This is a genomic window from Paracoccus everestensis (genome assembly GCF_021491915.1).
In the GTDB taxonomy this organism is placed as follows: domain Bacteria; phylum Pseudomonadota; class Alphaproteobacteria; order Rhodobacterales; family Rhodobacteraceae; genus Paracoccus; species Paracoccus everestensis.
This window is the reverse complement of record NZ_CP090836.1, coordinates 567,512-582,251: the sequence shown is the minus strand read 5'-3', so window position 1 is coordinate 582,251 and position 14,740 is coordinate 567,512. Positions and strand designations below refer to the sequence as shown.

The window sequence follows — 14,740 nt, the reverse complement described above, 5'->3', positions numbered from 1 at the left end:
TCCGAAAGGCTTTGCGCCAGTCTAGCGGGGCGCAGGCGGGGGTGCCAGTTCCGTCGCGACGGCCCACCAGCCATGCTGTTTCAAAACATTGGCGGCAATCCGGGCGCGGTCAGAACTGTCGTAAAGCCCAAAGCAGGTCGCCCCCGATCCCGACATACGCGCAAAGGCGGCGCCTGTCGCCCGCAGGCCGTCCAGCACCTGCCCGATCACCGGGGCGATGGACAGGGCGGCGGGTTCCAGATCGTTGCGCGTCAGGCCCAGCCAGCTTGCCAGATCGGTCAGGCCGGCAAAGCGGGGAATATCCGGCAGGGGCGGGTTGTCGCGCCGCACCATCGCCGCAAAGACCTGCGGGGTTGAAACCGCAACCCCCGGGTTGACCAGGACCAGCGGGATTGCGGGCAGCGCTGGCAGAGCAGTCACGACCTCGCCCACTCCCTGCATCCGGGCAGGGGTGGACAGCAGGCAAACCGGCACATCCGCGCCCAGCCGTTCCGCATCCGCAGGCAGCGGGTGGCCCATCCGTGCCAGACCGCGCAGCACTGCGGCCGCATCCGCCGATCCGCCGCCGATGCCCGACGCGACCGGCAGGTTCTTGGTAAGCCGAATCGCGGCCTTTGCACCCACAAGCCGTGCGGCCCGCAGGCAGAGGTTGTCCTGACCCGACAGGCCGTCCGCGAAAGGCCCCTCGACCTGCAGGGACAGGGGGCCGGGTTCCAGCCTCACCACATCCCCCACCCCCGCGAAAGCCACCAGCGAATCCAGCAGGTGATAGCCATCGGCACGTCGGCCCGTGACGTGCAGCGCAAGGTTCAGCTTGGCTGGCGCGGTCTCGGTAACGGGCATTGCCTTAGTCGTTCGCGGCCTGCGAGGCGGGCGCCGGGGTTTCCACGGGACCGGCCGCTTCCTCGGCCAGCACCGCATCCAGGCCACGGTCCAGCTTGGCGCGGATACGGTCCGGGTCCACGTCGTCCGTGTCGGTCGGGTCCAGCGACAAGGCGCGCTGCCACTGGATTTCAGCCTCTCGGTGGCGGCCGACCTTCCAGTAGATGTCGCCCAAGTGATCGTTCACCAGCGGATCCTGCGACATGGTCAGGATCGCGGCTTCCATCGGCGCCACGGCTTCCTGGTAACGGCCAAGGCGGTAATAAGCCCAGGCAAGCGAATCGAGGATATAGCCGTCGTCCGGCGACAGCTGCACCGCCTTTTCGATCAGGCCAAGCGCGCGGTCCAGGTTCTCGTTCCGGTCGATCCAGCTGTAACCCAGATAATTCAGAAGGCTGGCCTGGTTTGGCCGGATTTCGATGGCGGCCAGGAAATCGGCCTCGGCCCGGTCGAACTGCCGGGACCGTTCCAGGGCGATGCCACGCGCATAAAGGGGAAACCACCGGGCCTCGGCCGGGGCGCCTTCCAGCAGGGCCATGGCCTTGTCATAGGCAGGCACGGCCTGGGCGAATTTCTCCTGCTGGCGCAGCAGGTCGCCAAGCGCGATCCAGGCCTGCGGCAGGTCGGGATAGGCGGCGGTCAGCGACAGCGCGGCCTTGCCCGCCTCGTCCGTGCGGCCCGCGCGCGACAGGGCGTCGATGCGCGCCAGTTCGGCGACAGGACGCATCTGGCCCATCCGGCGCAGCGTGTCGAATTCGGGTTCAGCCAGGTCGAACTGCTGGCGTTCCTGCAGAATCTGCGCCACCATCAGCCGCGCTTCGGGCGTGTCGGGGGACAGCCAGGATGCCAGGCGGGCATGGATCAGCGACAAGGGTTCGGGATCGGGGCTGGACATCAGGGCGGATGCAAAGGTCAGGAACACCTGCGCGATGCCGTCCGCCGGGGTTTTCACCACATCGAATGTGACCGGCTGGCCCGATTGCAGCCTGTCGCGCAGGGCCAGCAACTGGGGTTCGGCCTCGACCCCGGGTATTGCCTCGATCATGGCGACGGCGTCATCGCGGCGTTCCAGTTGGGCCAGGATCTGCGCGCGGGCGGCAAAGCCCAGGATATGCGCGCCGGTCATGTCGTCTGCCAGCAGCGCCTCGGCCCCCTCGTAATCGCCGACCAGGGCACGGGCGAGGGCCAAGTGATAATTCACCATGGGCGCCACGCCATCCAGCCGGGCCAAACGCTCGAACTCCGCCAAGGCCTCGGAGGCCTTGCCCGCGCCCAAAAGGCCCCAGCCGCGCAGCATCCCGGCCAGCAGGTCCGCTTCGGATTCCGCGTCGGCAGGCGTGGCCACATCGGCCAGCAGCCGCGCCCAATCCCCGGAATGGACAAGATCGGCACGATGGACCAGGCGGGACAGTTCGGTCGGTTCCCCTTCGGACCCGATGCGGGTGGCGAGGGCCACGGCGCGGTCGATTTCCCCGGCAGATACCAGGGCCACCAAGGCGCTGTCCTGCAAGAAGCGGTCGTCGGGATCATGGGCGACGGCCTGCACGAAGAACCGTGCAGCGGCCTGGAAGTCGTTTTCCACCGTGGCCATGCGCGCCGCCAGAAACGGCCCGGCCAGACCAAAGGTCAGCGGCGCGGGGTCTGCCACGGGCGCGGCATCCGCAGGTGTCTCGGCCTCGGGGCGCGGTTCGGGCCGATCCTGTGCATCGGCAGGCAGCGATAGGGCCGCCAGAAAGGCGGCAATCAGGGCCAGATTCGGGCGGGTCAGGGTCACGGCATCCATCCCGGAAGGTCACAAAAATGTTTTGCCGACCCTAGCGCGGCGCCAGGACCGGGGCAACGCCCGCCCCCGTCCCTTTTATCACATATTCGGGTAGTTTGGTCCGTCGCCGCCCTGCGGGGTGGTCCAGACGATGTTCTGCGAGGGGTCCTTGATGTCGCAGGTCTTGCAGTGGACGCAGTTCTGGAAGTTGATCACGAAGCGCGGGCCCGATGCGTCCTCGACCACCTCATAGACGCCCGCCGGGCAATAGCGCTGCGCGGGTTCGGCGTATTCGGGCAGGTTCACGCGGATCGGGACCGTGGGATCCTTCAGCTTCAGGTGGCAGGGCTGGCTTTCCTCGTGGTTGGTGAAGCTGAACGCCACATTGGTCAGCCGGTCGAAGGACAGCTTTCCGTCAGGCCGGGGATAGTCGATGGGCTTGAACTTGGCGGCCTTGCCGGTGGCTTCCGCATCCGTCTTGCCATGCTTCCAGGTCCGCAGGATGTTGCGGCCCGTCAGCCCGGCCCCCCACATATCCATGCCGCCCAGCACCAGCGACGGCCAAAGCCCATAGCGCGACCAGGCGGGCTTGACGTTGCGGACCTTCTTGAGGTCCTGGCCGATGGCGCCGGTGCGCACGGCAGTGTCGTAGTCGCTCAGCCGGTCGCCCTCGCGCCCCGCGGCAATCGCCGCCGCCGCGGCCTCGGCCGCCTCGATCCCCGAGATCATCGCGTTGTGGTTGCCCTTGATGCGCGGCACGTTGACCATGCCCGCCGAGCAGCCCAGGAGCACGCCGCCCGCGAAGCTCAGCTCCGGCAGAGACTGGTAGCCGCCTTCGCTGATCGCGCGGGCGCCATAGGAGATGCGCTTGCCGCCCTCCAGCAGCTCGGCCACCATCGGGTGGTGCTTGAAGCGCTGGAACTCCATGTAGGGATAGAGATACGGGTTCTCGTAGTTCAGGTGAACCACGAAGCCCACCATCACCAGGTTGTCCTCGTAGTGATAGATGAACGAGCCGCCGCCGGCGTTCTTGCCCAGGGGCCAGCCCATCGTGTGGACAACGCGGCCTTGGCTGAACTTCTCGGGGCTGACCTCCCAGATCTCCTTCATGCCCAGGCCGTATTTCTGCGGCTCGTGGCCGTCGGATAGGTTCAGGCGGTTGATGATCTCTTTCGCCAGCGACCCGCGCACGCCCTCGCCGATGAAGACATACTTGCCGTGCAATTCCATGCCGGGCTCGTAATGCGGGCCGGGGGTGCCATCGGATTGCAGCCCCATCTCGCCCGCGACCACGCCACGCACGCGATCGGTGCCATCTTCGTTCCTGGCCCAGACGACCTGGCTTGCCGCCATGCCGGGGAAGATCTCGACGCCCAGAGCCTCGGCCTGCTCGGCCAGCCAGCGGCAGACGCTGCCCATCGAGACGATGAAGTTGCCGTGGTTGTTCATCAGCCGCGGCATCGGCCAGTTGGGCACCCGCACCTGGCCCCCCTCGCCCAGCACATAGAAGTTGTCGTCGGTGACGGTGGTCCTGACCGGGGCGCCCTTCTTGCGCCAGTCGGGGATCAGCCGGTCCAGCCCCACCGGGTCCAGCACCGCCCCCGACAGGATATGGGCGCCGACCTCGGAGCCCTTCTCCAGGACCACCACCGACAGATCCGGGTCGATCTGCTTGAGCCGGATCGCCGCCGACAAACCCGATGGCCCCGCCCCAACGATCACAACGTCGTATTCCATCGACTCGCGCTCAGGATGAAGGGTGTCGGTCATGGCTGGGATCCTCCCCGTGGCTGGCTGTTGCTTGGATGTAGCGTTTTTGCCGCATCGCGGCAATGCTGACGCGACGGCCAAAATATGCCAGCCCTTGCGCGTGCGGGCTTGCAAAGACGCGGCGTTTCGGGTCACGGTGCCGACAACAAGGCCGCGCCCCTGCCATTCCGAATGGCAGGGGCGTTGCCTTAGCATTTGGACGGTAACGCATCCCGCATAAGGACAGGGCAGCGATGGACAAGATTCCGATGACCCGCAGCGGCTGTGCCGCATTGGAACGGGAACTGGGCGAACTGAAATCAAAGGAGCGCCCCGCGATCATCCGCCAGATCGCCGAAGCGCGCGAACATGGCGACCTGTCGGAAAACGCCGAATACCACGCCGCCCGCGAAAAGCAGGGCTTTATCGAGGGCCGCATCAAGGAACTGGAATCCATCCTGTCCCGGGCCGAAGTGATCGACACGTCCAAGCTGACCGGATCGGTCAAGTTCGGCGCCATCGTTCATCTGGTCGATGAGGATACGGACGAGGAACGCACCTATCAGATCGTGGGCGAGGCCGAGGCGAATATCGAAAGCGGGCTTTTGAACGTCCGGTCCCCCCTGGCCCGCGCGCTGATCGGCAAGGACGTGGGCGACAGTGTCGAAGTTGCCACCCCCGGCGGGCAGCGCAGCTATGAAGTCCTGGCGATCCGGTTCGAATAAGCCATGTCCCTGATTGCCCGCATCACCAGCCTGGCACAGCGCGACGCGCTGACCACCACCGGCCTCGCGCTGAGCGCGGCATGGCTGTTTCTTGTCGCGCTGTTCTGGCTGCTGGTGCCAGGGGGCGAGGGAACCGAGGGCGGCATTGCCCGCCTGTCCACAATCATGGGCACGATCCTGCCCCTGGCGCTGATCTGGCTGGCGGTGGGCATGGCCCGCGCCCTGGCGGTATTGCGGGCCGAGGCCGCGGATCTGCGCCAGCGCCTGTCCCAGATGCGCGACATGGCCGCCACCCGGGGCAGCCCCCCTCGTCCGCAGCCCGAGACCGAGGAAACAGGCCCCCAGCCCCGCCCGACCGCAGCCCCCCGTCCGGTGCCCCGGCCTGCCGTCCCCGATCAACGCCAGCATGCGCCGCGCGTCGATCCCCCCGCCTCGGTCGATGTCCCGACATTGATCCGCGCGCTGAACTTTCCCGATGGCGCCGACGATGCGCCCGCCATTGCCGCCCTTCGGACGGCCTTGCAGGATCCGGATCACGCCCGCGTCCTGCGCGCGGCGCAGGATGTGGTGACGCTTCTGGCCGGGCAGGATCTGTATATGGACGACCTGCCGCCCGATCCTGCCTCCCCGGCGGCCTGGCGGCGATTTGCCGGGGGCGAACGGGGCAGCGCGATCGCATCCCTGGGCGGCATCCAGGATCCGGTCGCCTTGGACATCGCGGCCAACCTGTTGCAGCAGGACGAGATCTTCCGCGACACCGTTCATCATTTCCTGCGCCATTTCGATGCGATGCTGACACGGCACCTGCCGCAGATGGACGATGCGCAGATCGCGGTTCTGGCGGAAACGCGGTCCGCCCGCGCCTTTATGCTGTTGGGTCGCATCGCGGGGAATTTCGGCTGATCATACCGGCCGGTGCAGCACCGCCACCGGGCCCGACCAAGGCCAGCCAAAGGCACCGCGCCCGATCTCGGTAAAGCCCGTCGCCGTGTAAAAGGCCATGGCGGCGGCATTGCGCATTTCGACCTCGGCCTGCAGGCCGGGATGGTCTGCGCGGCGCGCGGCCTGCGCAGCCCCCTCCAGCAGCGCGCGTCCAACCCCCCGGCGCGGGCCATCGACCACGATCCCGTCGATTACCAGATCAGCGGTCGCGGGGGCCGCGCGATACAAAAGCCGCGCCAGCCAGGGGGTGTGGGCCAGAAAGCCCCCTTGCCTGTCGCGAAACCCGGCAATCCCCATCAACCGGCCGTCCGCGCCGATGGCCGCGATGCCGTGGCAGGCGCGCATCCGGGGAATTCCCGCGCTGACTGGCGGGGCAAAGGCTCCCCACCACAGGCGCGCGGCATCCCTCAGGTGCCGGTCGGGAATGGGGGTCGTGATCTGCACCCGGCCTTGCCTTCTGTTTGCGCGTCGTGCAACGAAGGTGCCGCGATCCGGCCTGATGCGAAAGCCCCCATGTCCTCCTCATTTGATTCCCGCCCAGACAGCCGGCAGCCTCTTGCCGATGACGGCGCGATGCATACCGCGCGCGAGATGTTCCGGCGCGGTGCCATCAAGTCGCTGCCCTTCCTGATCGTGATGATCCCCTTTGCGATGCTGTTCGGCGTCGTCGCGACCGAGGCGGGCATGGACGTGGCGCAGGTCATAGGGTTCTCGGTGCTGGTGCTGGCGGGGGCGTCGCAATTCACGGCGGTCCAGTTGTTGTCGGACAACGCATCCGTCATCATCGTGATCCTGTCCTGTCTGGCGGTGAACCTGCGCATGGCGATGTATTCGGCGTCGCTGGTGCCGTGGCTGCGCAATGCGACGGGCGCACAAAAGGCTTGGGTTGCCTATGCCCTGGTCGATCAAAGCTATGCGTTGTCGATCCAGGAATACGAGGCGAACCCCCAAATGAGCCTGCGACACCGCCTGGCGTTCTTTGCGGGCGTGGTGATGGTGGTCTGCCTGCCCTGGATGATCTTTTCCTGGCTGGGCGCAACGGTGGGCCAGGCAATTCCCGAAGGCATCGCGCTTGATTTCGCCATGCCGATCACCTTTCTGGCGATGATCGCGCCGATGCTGCGCACGCCCGCGCATCTAGCCGCCTGTTTCGTCGCCATCCTGGGATCGCTGGTCTTCGCGGGCCTGCCGTCGGGCTTGGGCCTGCTGATCGCATCCCCCTTGGGCATGGCAACGGGCGCCGTTGTCGAGGCATGGTCGGAACGGAGGGCACACGCATGACGAACGGCGCATCGGACCTGACAATCTGGCTGGTCATCGTGGTGCTGGGCATCGGCACCTTTCTGATCCGCTGGTCCTTCCTGGGGGCGCTTGGCGACCGCGATCTGCACCCCTGGGTGCTGCGGATGCTGCGCTATACCCCCGTGGCGGTGCTGCCCGCTCTTGTGGCGCCGCTGGTCGTCTGGCCTGCCGCGACAGGGGGCCAGCCCGACCCTGCGCGGCTGGCCGCCGCCATGGTGACGGTGGCGGTCGGCCTGTGGACCAAGAACATGATCGGCGCGATCCTTGCGGGCGCCCTCACGCTGTTCGGCGTGCTTTACATGTTATAGCCGACGATCTGGCCGTCCTTCTGGCGCAGCAGCACGTCGTGGTTGTTGGCCGGATCGCCGTCCATGTGGCGCTTGGACTGGACGTTCGGCAGGGTCAGGAACCAGTTGCGCAGCTTGAGCGGGCTGAAGCCGGTCGGCGCCCCCTCGAACCCCGGCACGCCGCGCAATGCCTGGCCCGTGTTCACCGCGCAATAGCTTTTGGGCGATGCGCCCTGCATTTCAACTGCGCGGATGGCGGCGTCGGCCACCTCGCGGCTGACGAACACGGTATCCTCGGCCACCCAGTATGTGCTGCGGGCGTGATAGTCGATGTAGAAGTTCTTGAAGTTGTCGGTGATCCCGTAAAGCACGTCGTTGCGTTCCGGGATGCGGGGATGTTCCCAGCTTCCTGCCGGGTCATAGATCACCCGCTGGCTGCCGTTGATCATCAGCCCCGAATGCCCGCCTTCGCCCCTTGGGATGCCGATGACCGTCAGCAGCGTGATCGACGGCGGCTCGTCGGAGACGAAGCGCGCGGCCCGCAGCTCCTCGTCCGTGGCCCAGATGTTCTGGGCACCGCAGGCGGCAAGGGCGACGGGCAAGGCCGCAGCCAGGAAAACGCGTCTTTTCATGGGAAATCCGATCCGGCGATCAGGCGTTGACCAGGGCCATGAAGATCAGCACCAGGATCGACAGGATCGCGGTCCAGGTGGCGAACTTGATGAAGCCTGCAAAGGTGCGCTGCTGTTCGGTGATGTCCATGGTGCCGACTTTGTGTTCGGTGACTTCGTGGTGGTGATGCTGGGCCATGCGCCGTTCCTTCTGTTCCCGTTGCCAAGGCGATAACGGATCCCGCCCGCCCTGTCACGCCCCCCACAGCAGGGCGCCGTCACTCTCGCCCGCCTGTGTCACGATGCCTTGCCTGCGCAGGTGGTTCACATGGGCTACCGCCTCGACCAGGGCCAGGCCGAATTCGCCCGCGCCGATGCGCCGCTTGAACAGAATGTCGAAGCAGCCGACGGCCGTGCGCGGTTCGTCGCGTAGGGCGGCGGTCATGCGGTCAAGCGCGCCGTGGTGGTTGTCGATCAACTGCCGCAGCCGCGTGGGCAGGCCAGTGAAGGGCAGCTTGTGGCCCGGCAGGACCAGATGCCGGGTTTCCGCCAGACCCAGCATCCGCTGACAGCTTTCCAGCCATTCGCCCACCGGATCGGCCTCCGGCTCCGTGGCATAGACCCCCAGGTTCGGAGAGATCGAGGGCAGCAACTGGTCGCCCCCGATCACCAGGTCGTCATCCAGCGACCAGAAGGTCGCGTGGCAGGGGGCGTGTCCGTGCCCCATGGCAACGGACCAGCGGCGGCCCCCAAAGCTGACGGGCTGGCCGTCCGTCAGCCGCGCAAATCCCAGCGGCAGCGGATGAACCACATCGGCAAAGTTGAACGGCCGCTCTGCCGCGCGCCGTTCCAGCAGGTCGGCGGGCATTCCCGCCCGGCGCCAGAAGGCCAGCGATTCGGGGGATGCGCGGTCCTGCCGATCCAGGACCAGCATCCGCGCGGTCAGCCAGGCGGTGCGGCTCATCATCAGGTCCGCGCCGTCGCGGGCCATGAACCAGCCCGCCATCCCAATATGGTCGGGGTGGTGATGGGTGCCGATCACGCGCCGGACAGGGCGCCCGGCAAGGGGTCCGGCCAGCAGCGCGTCCCAAAGGTCGCGGCAGGCGGGCGTGTCAAAGCCGGTATCCACCAGCGTCCAGCCGTCGCCGTCCTCCAGCGCATAGACATTGACGTGATCCAGCGCCATGGGCAGCGGCAGGCGCATCCACAACACACCGGGCGCGACCGTTACCGCCTTTCCGGGCGCGGGCGGCGTGTCGAACGGATAGGCGATCACGCCGCAAAATCGCCGGCAAGGACGGCGTCGCTGATGCCGGTCAGGTCGTCCAGGCCCGCCACCGCCTCGGCCAGATCGGCGGCATGGCGCGGAAGAACGCGGGCCATGAAGACGCGGGCCAGGGCCTTGTGCGATTCGTTCCCCGCCTGGGCCGCGCGCAGGTGGTAAAGCCCGCCCAGAACGCGCGCAAACGCCGTCAGATAGGGAACGGCGCCTGCAAAGCGTTCGGGAAGGCCGTGGTCCAGCAGCGCATGGGTCGCCTCGCGCAGGGTTTCGGATGCCTGCCACACCTGGTTTGCCATCTGCGGGTGATCGGCCTGGGCCGCCTTGGCGCCGTCCGCGATCTCGTCCAGCAGGCGCAGGGCGGCGTCGCCTCCGTCCGACAGCTTGCGCCCCACCAGATCCATCGCCTGGATGCCGTTCGTGCCTTCATAGATCGGCGTGATCCGCACATCGCGCAGGTACTGGGCCGCGCCGGTTTCCTCGACATAGCCCATGCCGCCATGGACCTGCACGCCGATATCGGCGACGCGGCAGCCGACATCCGTGCCATAGGCCTTGGCAATCGGCGTCAGAAAGGCCGCGCGGGCGGCGTGGACGGCGTCACCTGTGGCGCGTTCAAGGTCGATCGCGGTGGCGCAGGCTAGCCCGATGGCGCGGGCGGCAAAGACCTCGGCCCGGGCGGTCGCCAGCATCCGGCGCACGTCGGGATGCGCGATGATCGGTCCCATCTGGTTGCGGTCCACCGCATAGGCCACCGCCTGCTGCAACGCAGCCTCGGCCACGCCCACGCCCTGCATTCCCACGCCAAGGCGGGCCACGTTCATCATCGTGAACATCGCGGCCATGCCCTTGTGTTCGCCGCCCACCATCCAGCCGGTCGCGCCCTCGAAGCTCATCACGCAGGTGGGGCTGCCGTGGATGCCCAGCTTTTCCTCGAGGCTCACGACCTTGAGGCTGTTGGCAACCCCCGGACGGCCCTGGTCGTCGGGGATCAGCTTCGGCACCATGAACAGGCTGATGCCGCGGGTTCCCTTGGGCGCATCGGGCAGGCGGGCCAGCACCAGGTGACAGACGTTTTCGGTCACGTCGCTGTCGCCCCAGGTGATATAGATCTTCTGGCCCGTCACGCGATAGGTGCCGTTGCCTTGCGGTTCGGCCTTGGTCACAAGCGCGCCCACGTCGCTGCCCGCGCCCGGTTCGGTCAGGTTCATCGTCCCCGACCATTCGCCGGAGATCAGCTTGGGCAGATAAAGCGCCTTCAGATCGTCGCTGGCGTGATGTTCCAGCGCCTCGATCTGGCCCTGGGTCAGCAGCGGGTTCAGTTGCAAGGCCAGGCAGGCGCCCGACATCATCTCGGCCACCGCCATGTTCAGCGCCTGCGGCAGGCCCATGCCGCCGTGTTCAGGGTTCGCCGCAAGCCCGATCCAGCCGCCCTCGGCAATGGCGCGGAACCCTTCGGCATAACCGGGCGAGGATCGGACCCGGCCGTTTTCCAGCACCGCCGGGTGTTCGTCGCCCGCGCGGTTCAGGGGCGCCAGCACGTTGGTCGCCAGCTTGCCCGCCTCGGCCAGGATGGCGGATGCGGTTTCAGCCGTGGCTTCGGCAAAGCGGTCGGTCCGGGACAGGTCGGAAAACGGCACAACATGGTTCAGGATAAAGTCGATCTGCGCGACCGGCGCCTTGTAGCTCATCTGGTCCCCCTCCCATGGGCGCCTTGGCAATCGGCCCCGGCGCGATTATTCAGATTGGCGTCGCGGGCATCTTAGGGGGCTTGGGGCAAGGCTCAACCAAAACCCGGCGTCACGGATGCAGACCGAAAGATTGTTGCCAGACCAGATGGGCATGGCCCGCGCGGCGATCCTGCTGGCGGGGGGCGAGGTCGTGGCGATCCCGACCGAGACGGTTTATGGCCTGGCGGGCGATGCACGCAATGGCGAGGCGGTCGCGCGGATCTACCAGGCCAAGGGGCGGCCCAGCTTCAACCCGCTGATCGTCCATGTCCCGGACCTGGAAACGGCGCGGACCATCGCCTACATGACGCCCGAGGCCGAGCGGCTGGCCCAAGCCTTCTGGCCGGGTGCGCTGACGCTGGTTCTGCCGCTGCGCGAAGGGTCCAGTATCGCGTCCCTGGTCACGGCAGGGCTGTCAACAGTCGCATTGCGCGTGCCCGCCCATCCGGTCGCTCAGGCCCTGTTGCGCCTGACAGGCCCGCTGGCCGCGCCCTCGGCCAATGCCTCGGGCCGGATCAGCCCGACCAGCGCCGCCCATGTGCTGGATCCCGACGGCGGCCTTGATGGACGGATCGCCGCCGTCCTTGATGCCGGTCCCTGCCCGGTGGGCCTTGAATCCACCATCGTCGGCTGGTCCGGCGACCGCGCCACCCTGCTGCGCCCCGGCGGCATCCCGTCCGAGGCGATCGCCGACGTGATGGGCCACCTGGACAATCGCCACACCAACCCAGCCGCCCCGAACGCGCCAGGGCAACTGACCAGCCACTATGCCCCGCAAGCCGCGCTGCGCCTGAACGTGACCGATCCGGCATCCGGCGAAACCCATGTCGCCTTTGGCGCCCCCGGCCCTTTCACATTGTCGGAAACCGGCGACCTGGCCCAGGCCGCCGCCCGCCTGTTCGACACCCTGCGCCGCGCCGACCGCGCAGGCCGTCCCATCGCCGTCGCCCCGATCCCGGACCATGGCCTTGGCGCCGCGATCAACGACCGCCTGCGCCGCGCCGCGGCGCCCCGCGGTTAAGCCTCTTTCTTCTTCAAGAAATATCCCGGGGGGGAGCCGCCGGAACGGCGGCGGGGGGCAGCGCCCCCTGCCCGGTCACAACCCCAGCGATCCGTAGACGTTCGAGATCCGCCGGATCGCCACGACATAGCCCGCAGTGCGCATGTCATCGACCTTAGGGTTCGACATCCACACCTCCTTCATCTTCTTGAAGGCCTCGCGCATCGTGTCGTCCAGCCCCGACCGCACCAGATCCAGTTCGTCCGCGCCGTGCAGGAACGAATCCTTGAACCCCGCCGCCAGCTTGAAGTTCGTGCCCGTGTCCGCCGAGATCCGTTCCAGTTCCTCGACCAGCATCCGGGACCGGGCTTCCTCGTGCCTGCGTTCCAGGCGGCCCAGGCTGATCTGCGACAGGTTCTTGACCCATTCGAAATAGCTGACCGTGACGCCGCCCGCGTTGGCATACATGTCTGGGATGATCACGATGCCCTTGCGCTTGAGGATCTCGTCGGCGTCGGCCGTGACGGGACCGTTCGCGGCCTCGATGATCAGCTTGCAATTGATCCTTTCGGCGTTCCCGGCATGGATCACGCTTTCCACCGCCGCCGGGATCAGGATGTCGCACTCATCCTCCAACGCGCCCAGGCCGTTTTCCCGATAATCGCCGCCGACAAAGCCCTTGATGCCCCAGGTTGCGCGGATATGGCCGCGCAGCGCGTCGATGTTGATGCCCTGGGGGTTGCGGATCGCGCCGTCGCGTTCGATCACGCAGGTGATCAGGGCATTGTCCTCGGCCGACAGGAACTGGGCCGCGTGATAGCCCACATTGCCCAGGCCCTGCACGATCACCCGCTTGCCCGCAAGCCCGCCCTCCAAGCCGGCCCTTTTCATCACGTCGTCATGGCGAAAGAACTCGCGCAGCGCGTATTGCACGCCGCGGCCCGTGGCCTCGACCCGGCCGTCGATGCCGCCTGCATGGCGCGGCTTGCCGGTGACGCAGGCCTTGGCGTTGATGTCGTCGGGATGCAGCCTTTTATAGGCATCGGCCATCCAGGCCATCTCGCGTTCCCCGGTGCCCATGTCGGGCGCGGGCACGTTCTGGGATGGGGAGATCAGGTTCCTGCGCGACAGTTCATAGGTGAAGCGGCGGGTGATGCGTTCCAGCTCATCCTCGTTCCAGGCGCGCGGGTCGATGCACAATCCGCCCTTGGATCCGCCGAACGGCACCTCGACCAAGGCGCATTTATAGGTCATCAGCGCGGCCAGGGCCTCGACCTCGTCCTGGTTCACGTCCAGCGAATAGCGGATGCCGCCCTTGACCGGCTCCATATGTTCGGAATGGACCGAGCGATAGCCGGTGAAGGTATGGATCTGCCCGCGCAGCCGGACGCCGAATCGAACGGTATAGGTCGAATTGCAGACGCGGATCTTTTCTTCCAGGCCCGGCTGCAAGTCCATCAGGCCGGCGGCATGGGTGAACATCCGCTCGACCGATGCGCGGAAGGATGTGTGGGGGATCGTCATCAACAGCTCCTGAATATCGGCGGCGGTTTCTTGCGCTGACAAACCAAAGGCTATGCCAGCGCGCCAAGGGGTGCCAAGCGCAAACTGAACAAAAACAAGGCATCCCTGCCATCCGGCGCCGATGCCACAGGGCCGGATGCACAACCCTGGCGCCCCCTCTTGCGCAACACAGACATTCAGCAGTTGAATCTGACTCGGCTGGTGATAGGGAATCCCCATTTTGGATTTCAAAGATGACCATATCGCAATCGGTTAGTCCGGGTCGCAAATTCGACCAGGTGGTTCGCGGGGCCGCCGCGATTTTCCTGCGCGACGGTTTTGCCGGGGCTAGCGTCGATGACATCGCCCGCGCCGCCCGGGTATCCAAGGCGACGCTCTACAGTTATTTCCCCGACAAGTCTCGTATGTTCCAGGAAGCGATGCGGGCGGAAACGATGCGCCTGGACGGCAGCTTCGCGCTGGACATCCCTGCCGATCTGGATCCCGGGCAAGCCATCCCGGTGATCATGGCCCGGATCGCCGAATGGCTGGCCGATCCGGCCCATGCCGGCCTGTGCCGGGTCCATCTGGCCGAGGCGCCGCGCTTTGCCGGCCTGTCCGCCCGCTTTCACGCCAAGGTGGCCCGGATCCTGCAAGACGCCGTCCGGCCGCATCTGGACCGCTGGGTTGCCGCTGGACAGTTGTGCCTGGATGACACCGGCATCGCGGCCCGGCAGGTGATCGCCCTGTCCGGCGCGGGCCTGATGGATCGCCTGCTGCTGGGCCGGGGAAACATTCCCGCGGATGCCGGCATCCAGGCGGCCGCCGACCTGTTCCTGCGCGCCGCCCTGCCCCCCGCAACGGCGCGGCCCGCGCCCCGGCACGGCCGGCCGATGATGCAATCGTGAGGGGCGCTGCGCCTTCTCAAGCCAGGGCAGGCATTGTATCATCGGCCCCATGAACCCCGC

General features: G+C 67.0%; 15 protein-coding genes. 6 read left to right on the top strand and 9 right to left on the bottom strand.

The features are described from left to right. Nucleotides 1-21: 21 nt before the first annotated feature. From LZ585_RS02925 to LZ585_RS02915, 3 genes are all read right to left on the bottom strand, one after another. The gene (locus tag LZ585_RS02925) at nt 22-843 is read right to left on the bottom strand and encodes a 4-(cytidine 5'-diphospho)-2-C-methyl-D-erythritol kinase (protein WP_234854961.1); all 822 of its coding nucleotides are present in this window, start codon (nt 841-843) and stop codon (nt 22-24) included. Between the two features lie 4 nt (nt 844-847). Beyond that, complete coding sequence (locus LZ585_RS02920; RefSeq protein WP_234854960.1) at nt 848-2,656, bottom strand: tetratricopeptide repeat protein; 1,809 nt, start codon at nt 2,654-2,656, stop codon at nt 848-850. 87 nt (nt 2,657-2,743) lie between these two features. Continuing rightward, the gene (locus LZ585_RS02915) at nt 2,744-4,414 is read right to left on the bottom strand and encodes an electron transfer flavoprotein-ubiquinone oxidoreductase (protein WP_234854959.1); all 1,671 of its coding nucleotides are present in this window, start codon (nt 4,412-4,414) and stop codon (nt 2,744-2,746) included. Between the two features lie 233 nt (nt 4,415-4,647). On the opposite strand from LZ585_RS02915, the gene greA reads away from it, so the two are divergent. Further along, nucleotides 4,648-5,118 (top strand): transcription elongation factor GreA, encoded by a 471-nt coding sequence (gene greA / locus LZ585_RS02910; RefSeq protein WP_234854958.1) that lies wholly within the window; start codon nt 4,648-4,650, stop codon nt 5,116-5,118. A gap of 3 nt (nt 5,119-5,121) precedes the next feature. Continuing rightward, a complete protein-coding gene (locus tag LZ585_RS02905; RefSeq protein WP_234854957.1) occupies nt 5,122-6,021 on the top strand; it encodes a hypothetical protein in 900 nt (299 codons plus the stop codon). Here LZ585_RS02905 and LZ585_RS02900 read toward each other — a convergent pair whose 3' ends face one another. Then, nucleotides 6,022-6,504, bottom strand: coding sequence for a GNAT family N-acetyltransferase (locus tag LZ585_RS02900; protein WP_234854956.1), 483 nt, complete (start codon nt 6,502-6,504; stop codon nt 6,022-6,024). Between the two features lie 129 nt (nt 6,505-6,633). Here LZ585_RS02900 and LZ585_RS02895 point away from each other — a divergent pair, with 129 nt between their 5' ends. Further along, nucleotides 6,634-7,341, top strand: a complete 708-nt coding sequence (locus LZ585_RS02895) for an AzlC family ABC transporter permease (RefSeq protein ID WP_306753241.1) — start codon at nt 6,634-6,636, stop codon at nt 7,339-7,341. Continuing rightward, nucleotides 7,338-7,670 (top strand): AzlD domain-containing protein, encoded by a 333-nt coding sequence (locus tag LZ585_RS02890; RefSeq protein WP_234854954.1) that lies wholly within the window; start codon nt 7,338-7,340, stop codon nt 7,668-7,670. Before LZ585_RS02895 ends, LZ585_RS02890 begins: the two co-directional genes overlap by 4 nt. Here LZ585_RS02890 and LZ585_RS02885 read toward each other — a convergent pair. Genes LZ585_RS02885 through LZ585_RS02870 form a run of 4 tightly spaced genes read right to left on the bottom strand, consistent with a single transcriptional unit; the run spans nt 7,658 to nt 11,230 of the window. After that, nucleotides 7,658-8,281, bottom strand: coding sequence for a hypothetical protein (locus LZ585_RS02885; protein ID WP_234854953.1), 624 nt, complete (start codon nt 8,279-8,281; stop codon nt 7,658-7,660). The two genes, LZ585_RS02890 and LZ585_RS02885, sit on opposite strands and share 13 nt — an antisense overlap. 19 nt (nt 8,282-8,300) lie before the next feature. After that, a complete protein-coding gene (locus tag LZ585_RS02880; RefSeq protein WP_234854952.1) occupies nt 8,301-8,459 on the bottom strand; it encodes an aa3-type cytochrome c oxidase subunit IV in 159 nt (52 codons plus the stop codon). Nucleotides 8,460-8,513: 54 nt separating this feature from the next. Next, nucleotides 8,514-9,533, bottom strand: a complete 1,020-nt coding sequence (locus tag LZ585_RS02875; protein ID WP_234855734.1) for an MBL fold metallo-hydrolase — start codon at nt 9,531-9,533, stop codon at nt 8,514-8,516. After that, entirely contained in the window at nt 9,533-11,230 is a 1,698-nt protein-coding gene (locus LZ585_RS02870; protein WP_234854951.1) for an acyl-CoA dehydrogenase, read from the bottom strand. The genes LZ585_RS02875 and LZ585_RS02870 overlap by 1 nt, the downstream gene beginning before the upstream one ends. Before the next feature lie 115 nt (nt 11,231-11,345). Here LZ585_RS02870 and LZ585_RS02865 point away from each other — a divergent pair, with 115 nt between their 5' ends. Next, entirely contained in the window at nt 11,346-12,290 is a 945-nt protein-coding gene (locus tag LZ585_RS02865) for an L-threonylcarbamoyladenylate synthase (RefSeq protein ID WP_234854950.1), read from the top strand. Between the two features lie 75 nt (nt 12,291-12,365). On the opposite strand, the gene LZ585_RS02860 is transcribed toward LZ585_RS02865, so the two are convergent. Continuing rightward, entirely contained in the window at nt 12,366-13,793 is a 1,428-nt protein-coding gene (locus LZ585_RS02860) for a Glu/Leu/Phe/Val family dehydrogenase (protein ID WP_234854949.1), read from the bottom strand. A gap of 233 nt (nt 13,794-14,026) precedes the next feature. Here LZ585_RS02860 and LZ585_RS02855 point away from each other — a divergent pair, with 233 nt between their 5' ends. Next, the gene (locus LZ585_RS02855) at nt 14,027-14,680 is read left to right on the top strand and encodes a TetR/AcrR family transcriptional regulator (protein WP_234854948.1); all 654 of its coding nucleotides are present in this window, start codon (nt 14,027-14,029) and stop codon (nt 14,678-14,680) included. Nucleotides 14,681-14,740 lie beyond the last annotated feature (60 nt).